This window comes from Burkholderia sp. RF7-non_BP4 (genome assembly GCF_001521935.1).
GTDB classification, from domain to species: domain Bacteria; phylum Pseudomonadota; class Gammaproteobacteria; order Burkholderiales; family Burkholderiaceae; genus Burkholderia; species Burkholderia diffusa.
Genome location: NZ_LOTA01000037.1, coordinates 1 through 6,313, shown reverse-complemented (window position 1 = coordinate 6,313; position 6,313 = coordinate 1). Strand labels below are relative to the sequence as shown.

General features: G+C 64.7%; 8 protein-coding genes. All 8 read left to right on the top strand.

Translation table 11 applies throughout. The features are described 5' to 3' along the window. A partial coding sequence (locus WS49_RS35650; protein ID WP_059530600.1) for a hypothetical protein occupies positions 1-381 on the top strand: 381 nt, incomplete at its 5' end. 6 nt (positions 382-387) lie between these two features. Then, a complete protein-coding gene (locus WS49_RS16645; protein WP_059530598.1) occupies positions 388-801 on the top strand; it encodes a gp436 family protein in 414 nt (137 codons plus the stop codon). A gap of 4 nt (positions 802-805) precedes the next feature. After that, on the top strand, positions 806-1,474 hold the full coding sequence (locus WS49_RS16640) for a DUF1834 family protein (protein WP_059530596.1): 669 nt from the start codon (positions 806-808) through the stop codon (positions 1,472-1,474). After that, positions 1,471-1,698, top strand: coding sequence for a DUF2635 domain-containing protein (locus WS49_RS16635; protein ID WP_059530594.1), 228 nt, complete (start codon positions 1,471-1,473; stop codon positions 1,696-1,698). The genes WS49_RS16640 and WS49_RS16635 overlap by 4 nt, the downstream gene beginning before the upstream one ends. A 3-nt stretch (positions 1,699-1,701) precedes the next feature. Continuing rightward, complete coding sequence (locus WS49_RS16630; protein WP_059530590.1) at positions 1,702-3,123, top strand: phage tail sheath C-terminal domain-containing protein; 1,422 nt, start codon at positions 1,702-1,704, stop codon at positions 3,121-3,123. A gap of 29 nt (positions 3,124-3,152) precedes the next feature. Next, complete coding sequence (locus tag WS49_RS16625; RefSeq protein ID WP_059530588.1) at positions 3,153-3,530, top strand: hypothetical protein; 378 nt, start codon at positions 3,153-3,155, stop codon at positions 3,528-3,530. After that, positions 3,527-3,925, top strand: coding sequence for a hypothetical protein (locus WS49_RS16620; protein WP_059530585.1), 399 nt, complete (start codon positions 3,527-3,529; stop codon positions 3,923-3,925). The genes WS49_RS16625 and WS49_RS16620 overlap by 4 nt, the downstream gene beginning before the upstream one ends. Before the next feature lie 136 nt (positions 3,926-4,061). Continuing rightward, positions 4,062-6,313, top strand: a 2,252-nt coding sequence (locus WS49_RS16615) for a phage tail tape measure protein (RefSeq protein WP_059530602.1), incomplete at its 3' end; no start/stop codon positions are given.

The following is a 6,313-nucleotide window of genomic DNA, read 5'->3' as shown; positions in this document are numbered from 1 at the left end:
GTGGTCGACACGGCGATCCATCTCAGCGACGCGGAAGCGGCGGCGCTCCCGCATCACGACGCCCCGCACGTGACGGCGGCCCTGGCGAACGTCGACACGCTGACGCTCGACGTGAGCGAAGACGACGCGAAGCGCGCGCTCGCGCTGGCAGACATCGAGGCCGACCTGAAGGCTCGCGAAAACGAACTGCACGCACGCGCCGATGCGCTCGCAGCCACCGAAGCGGACCTGAAGCGCAAGAGCGACGAACTCGACGAGCGTCTCGCCGGACTGGTCACGCGTGAGAACGAGCTGGTCGCACGCATCCAGGCGTTCGACGCCAAGCAGGACGCCGCGAAGTCCGGCGGCAAGTCGGTGCAGTCGGCCAGCAAGAAGGGCTAACGCGCCATGTACGCCACCGTCGAATTCATGGTGAACCGCTTCGGGCAGCGCGAGGCTATCTCGCTGTCCGATCGCGAGCGCACCGGCGACGTGAATGCAGCCGTGCTGTCCGATGCGCTCGACGAAGCATCCGCCGAGATCGATACGTATCTGGCCGGCCGGTACGCGTTGCCGCTCGAACCGCAGCCGAAGATGCTCGCCGGCATTTGCTGCGACATCGCGCGCTATCGCCTGTGCGGCGGCGAAACGGTCATGACCGACGAAATCGACAAGCGTTACAAGGCAGCGATCGCGTTCCTGAAGCTCGTCGCATCCGGTGACGTCACGCTCGGCTCGACGACGACGGGATCGATTCCGCAACCCGACAACTCCGTTCAGTTCGTGACTGGCACGCGCGTGTTCAGTCGCGAGAACCGATAACGCCATGCCCTACGTTCCGATCGTGACCGCTGTTGAGTTGGGCGTCGTCGACCGCCTCACGCGTGGCCTCGGCAAGATGGTCACCGAGGTCAAGACCTACGGCGGGGAATTCGACGACGACGAACTGGACACCGTCGTGCGGCGCTTTCCGGCCGCGTGGGTGACGTTCGGTGGCGTCAAGCGGACGGACCCCGTCGCGACCAGCCGCTCGAAGTGGAAAGCCGAGGCGACCTTCGTCGTGATGGTCGGCGCGCGCAGCATCCGAAACGAGGAAACCAGTCGGCACGGCGGGCCGGCGCAGATCGAGGTCGGCACGAACCTGCTGATCTCGGCCGTGCGGCATCTGCTGAATCAGCAGGACATGGGCCTGCCGATCCGACATTTCGCGCCGGGCGCGATCCGCACGCTGTTCAACACGAAGGTCCGTAACGACGCCATGTCGGTCTACGCCCTGGAATTCCATACCGCCTGGGTCGAAGACACGCTGTTCGTCGGCGCGTTTCCGCAAGGCAGCGTCGAGGGGCCGCTCGGTGAAGTGTTCGAGCAGTACGACGGCCAGCTCGATCCACCGACGCCGGACTGGAAGTCCACGCTGCTGCGCTATTACCTGCAACCCGGCACCGATCGGCCGGCCGATGCCGTCGATCGCATTGAGATGAAGGAGCAACCATGAAAGTGAAAGCCCGTGACGGGCTGCGTGTCCCGAAGGAACACGCATCGCGCCAGTACATCACGGACGCTGAAGCCGTCGATGTGCCGGACACCGCGTATTACCAGCGTCGCGTCGCCGAGGGTGACCTGATCGAAGAAAACCGGCCGGCCGCGGAGTCGAGCGCCGACGTCGCGCCGAGTCCGGCAGTCGACTCGGGTGCCAAAAAGGCCGCGAAAGGAGCCTAACCGATGGCAAGCAAAAACATCTCGTTCGATACGATCCCGTCGGGCATCCGCAAGCCGGGCAAGTATTTCGAATACAACACCAAGCTCGCCGTGCGCACGCTGCCGGCGAACGACCAGACCGTGCTCATCGTCGGCCAGCGCACCGCTGACGGGACGATTCCGGCGCTCAAGCCGATCGACGTGTTCTCCGGCGACCAGGCAGCGCTGTACTTCGGCGCAGGGTCGCTCGCGCACATCGCGGCCGTCGCTGCGATCACGGCATACAAGTATGTGAGCCTGACGGTCATCGCGGTCGACGACGCGCAGGCTGGCCAGCCGGCCAAGGGCACGGTCGAATTCAAGGGGCCGGCCACGGCCGACGGTGCGTTCGCGCTGTTTATCGGCAACACGCGCGTCGACATCGCCGTCTACGCGGACGATACGGAAACGGCGATCGCCACGCGCCTCAAGGATCAGATCGCGCAGAAAACGGCACTGCCGGTCACAGCCGACTCCGTTAACGGCAAGGTGACGCTGACGACGAAGAACAAGGGTGCATTCGGCAACGACATCGTCCTGTTGCAGCTCAACCAGGCGGCCGGCGTGACGGCGACGGTCACGGCACTGGCGGGCGGGCTGAACGATCCGGACATTTCCCCGGCGCTCGCGGCCGTGTACGGCGCGAAGTACAACCTGTATGCGACGTGCTGGCCGACGAAGGAATCGCTCACGAAGCTGCGCACGCACCTGGAAAGCATTTCGGGCGCGCTCGAACAGCGTCCCGCTGTCGGCGTCGCTGGCACGCCCGCGACTCTGTCTACCGCTACTACGCTCGCCGGCGATCTCAACGGGGGGCGGATCACGATCGGTTGGCATCCGGGTTCGGTATGCATGCCGGCCGAGATCGCAGCCGAATATGCAGCCGTCCTTTCCAGCGAGACCGACCCTGCACGCCCGCTGAATACGCTCACGCTGCTCGGCCTCGATGTGACGCCGATCCCGTTGCAACCGGGACGCACCGAACAGGAGAAAGCACTGCATAACGGCGTGACGCCCTTCGAGATCGGCCCCGGCAACGTTGTGCAGATCGTCCGTGCGATCACGACGTACACGAAGGATGCGCAGGGCATCGACGATCCGGCGCTGCTCGACGTGACGACGATCCGCACGCTGGACTACGTTCGCAAGGCGTGTCAGCAACGGATCGCGCTTCGCTTCCCGCGCGAGAAGCTGTCGGAGAAGACGCCGCCGAAGGTGCGTAGCGAGCTGCTCGACGTGCTGTACAAGCTGGAAGAGCTGGAAATCATCGAAAACGTCGAGGCGAACAAGGACAAGCTGATCGTCGAACGCGATCTGCAGGACGTCAACCAGCTCAATGCCGCGATCCCGTGCGACGTCGTCAACGGGCTGCACGTCTTCGCCGGCCGGATCGACCTGATCCTGTAACACCCCTCGCAACACTATAGGAGCCAGCTATGGCATTGGAAGAATACGTCGGCGCGATCGTGCTCGAAGTCGACGGCCAGGAGGCCGAGGTCGTGACCTTCTCGGTGACGTCGAAGACCGGCAAGAAGCCGGTCAAGACGATGAACCGTACCGGTCGCGTCAAGGGCTTCGCGCGCGGCGTCGAGGAACATGAGCTGAAGGTGACCGTCGTGATCCCGCTCGGCGGCGATGAGATCGACTGGTGGAGTATGGAAGGCGGCAAGCTGACCCAGTTCCCCGTGTCGCCGGGTGGCCAGCGCGTGAGCTATTACGACTGCGTCACGCTGGACATGGGCGACCAGTACAGCGTGGAAAACGAGGCGCGCCGCGACCTCACCATCTTCTCGACTCGACGGGTGAACGAATGAGTATCAACACCGAAAAAGGTTCGCTGGAATACGGCGTCGAATTTCCGCCGGACAGCGGCGAGCTGCACTACGACTTCGAGATTCGTCTCGGCACCATCGGCGAGAACATCGAGGTCTATGAGCAGCCGGAAATCATCGGCGGCGGCGTGTCGAACATGCGCGTCAATGTGGCGATGCTCGCTCGCTGTCTCGTTTCGCTCGGCACGATCCCGAAGGAAGCCATCACCGACGAGCTGCTCGCGACGGCGGTCGACAGCGACTACGACGTGATGATGAAGGCGCAGGACGAGCTTAAAAAAAAGCGGAAGCGGCCGAAGCCGGCCGCCGAAACTACCGGCTCGCCGGACTCGTCCTCGCCGAGTATGGCGTCAGCGAAGAACGGTTCCGAAGCCTGACCGGTCCGGAGCTTGAGGGATATCTTGCTGCGATCGCCACGATTCGCGGCAAGAACCCTCGGCAGAGGGTGCCCGGCTTCACGACGCGCACCGTGAAGAGTTTGAGGCGCAAGCCTCGGAAAGGTAAGCGAAAATAATGTCGTCCCGGGATCTCGAAGTTGGATTGACCGTGCGGATGCGCGACCAGGTGTCGACGCCCGCACAACAAAGCGAGCGCAACGTACAGCGCTCGGTGCGTCAGACTGCGCAGACGTATGTCGACGCGTCGCGCGTGAGCGTGGCGACCAGTCGCATGCTGTACGACGTGCGCATGTCGCAATCGGCCCGCGCCGAGCAGGCCGTGCAGCGCAATGTGCATCAGACCGAGGCGGCCTACACCCAGGCGAACCGGAACATCCTGACCGGCTCGCAACGCCTGGCAGCGGCCCGCGAGCAGCTCGATGTGCGCGCCGAACAGGCGATTCGCCGGGAAATCTCTCAAACCGTCGCAGCATACAACCGGCTCCAACGCGCGGGCTTCGCGTCGGCCGCCGAACAGGCGCGCGCGTTCGCTGCGTTGCGTACGCGTGTGGCCGAGCTGAACCGCGAGCTGCGCGGCACCGAGCAAGCCGAGGGACGGCTCGCGCGCGGTGGTCGCGCGGTCGGCGCGATGTGGCGCGCAGGCGGCGTCGTGGCCGGTGCTGCTGCCGGCGTGATGGTGGCCGCCCCTGCCGTTCGTGAAACGATGGCCTATGACCGGCGTCTCGCCATGATGGCGAACACGGCATTCTCCGATCGCGATGTCGCCGGCCGGCGTCGAGGTATGGGTGAACTGAACGATGCGATCGTATCGGCCGTGCGCTCCGGTGGCGGATCACGCGAACAGGCGGCCGACACGCTCGACAACCTGCTCGCCTCCGGCGCGGTCAGCGACAAGACCGCGATGAAAATGCTCCCGAACCTGCTGAAGTACGCGACCGCCACCGGTGCAGACCCGAACGAACTCGGCAACATTGCCATTCGTGCGATGCAGAACTTCGGCATCAAGGAAGCGGACATTCCGCGCGCACTCGACATGGCGCTCAAGGGTGGCCAGGCCGGCGGCTTCGAGCTGCGCGACATGTCGAAGTGGCTCCCGCAGCAGATGGCGATGGCGAAGCTTTCCGGCATGTCGGGCTTGCAGGACTTTGGCAAGCTCGTCGTCGCGAACCAGGCATCGGTAATCACGGCCGGCACGAAGGATGAGGCCGGCAACAACCTGGTCAACCTGCTCGAGAAGCTGAATTCCCAGGACACGCAGATCAAGGCGAAGAAGCTCGGTATCGACCTGACCGGCAGTCTCGCCGCGTCGCGTGCGAAAGGTGTGAACGCACTGGACGCGTTCGTCGGCATTCTCGAAAACGTGATGTCGCGCGACAAGCGCTATCAGCGCCTGAAGACGAAGCTCGCGACCGCGCCCGAGAGCCAGCGCAAAGAGATCATGGAGAGCCAGGTCCAATTGCTCGAAGGCACGTCGATCGGCAAGATCATCCACGATCGCCAGGCGCTCGGTGCGGCAGTCGCGTATATGGGCCAGAAAGACTATCGCAAGCGTGTCGAATCGCAAGTGTTTGATCCAACGATGGCGGTCGACAGTAACTTCGAGATGATCGCCAATACGCCATCGTTCAAGGCCGAGCAGCTTGAAAACGAGCGCGCGATCGCTCGCCAGAGGGCGCTGGAAGGCTTTGACGGGAAGCTTGGAGAAGTCGCGTCGAACCTCACCGACTACGCGCGCAAGTATCCCGGGCTGACCGCCGCGATCGAGGGCACGACGCTCGGCCTGAAGACCCTGTCGGCCGCGCTCGGTGTCGCGGCGTCCATCAGCATTTTGCGCGGCGGGTTCGGCGCGGCGCCGGCCGCCGGCATTGCGGCCGCCGATACGGCTGCTGCTGCGTCAGCCGGCGCGCTCGGCACCGCCGCGCAGGCCGCGACCTTCGGCTCGCGTTTCGCAGCCGGGGCGCGTCTGATCGGCCGGTTCGGTGCGCCGCTACAGGCGGTTGTTGGCGGCATGGAGGCGTACTCCATCGCCAACAACGACTCGATGACACCGGATCAAAAGAAGGCCGGCTATGTCGGCGTCGCCGGGGGCGTTGTCGGCGGTCTTGGCGGCATGGCACTGGGCGCGGCCGCAGGTGCGGCAGCCGGCTCGGTCGTGCCGATCGCCGGCACCGCTGTCGGCGCGATCGGCGGTGCGATCGCCGGCTACTTCGGCCACGACTTCGGCGAGCGCATCGGCAAGATGATCGGCAACGCGATCTTCGCGCAGAAGAAAGACGAGAAGCCGCCCGTCGTCGAAGGCCACTTCACGATCAATCTCGACGGCCAACACCTGTACGACTTCGTGTCGACGGCCAGCCAGAAGAACGC

What these genes read in the sequence shown, in the direction of transcription:
- WS49_RS16645 (WP_059530598.1), top strand. Translation starts at nt 388, where the DNA reads ATGTACGCCACCGTCGAATTCATGGTGAACCGCTTCGGGCAGCGCGAG.
- WS49_RS16640 (WP_059530596.1), top strand. Translation starts at nt 806, where the DNA reads ATGCCCTACGTTCCGATCGTGACCGCTGTTGAGTTGGGCGTCGTCGAC.
- WS49_RS16635 (WP_059530594.1), top strand. Translation starts at nt 1,471, where the DNA reads ATGAAAGTGAAAGCCCGTGACGGGCTGCGTGTCCCGAAGGAACACGCA.
- WS49_RS16630 (WP_059530590.1), top strand. Translation starts at nt 1,702, where the DNA reads ATGGCAAGCAAAAACATCTCGTTCGATACGATCCCGTCGGGCATCCGC.
- WS49_RS16625 (WP_059530588.1), top strand. Translation starts at nt 3,153, where the DNA reads ATGGCATTGGAAGAATACGTCGGCGCGATCGTGCTCGAAGTCGACGGC.
- WS49_RS16620 (WP_059530585.1), top strand. Translation starts at nt 3,527, where the DNA reads ATGAGTATCAACACCGAAAAAGGTTCGCTGGAATACGGCGTCGAATTT.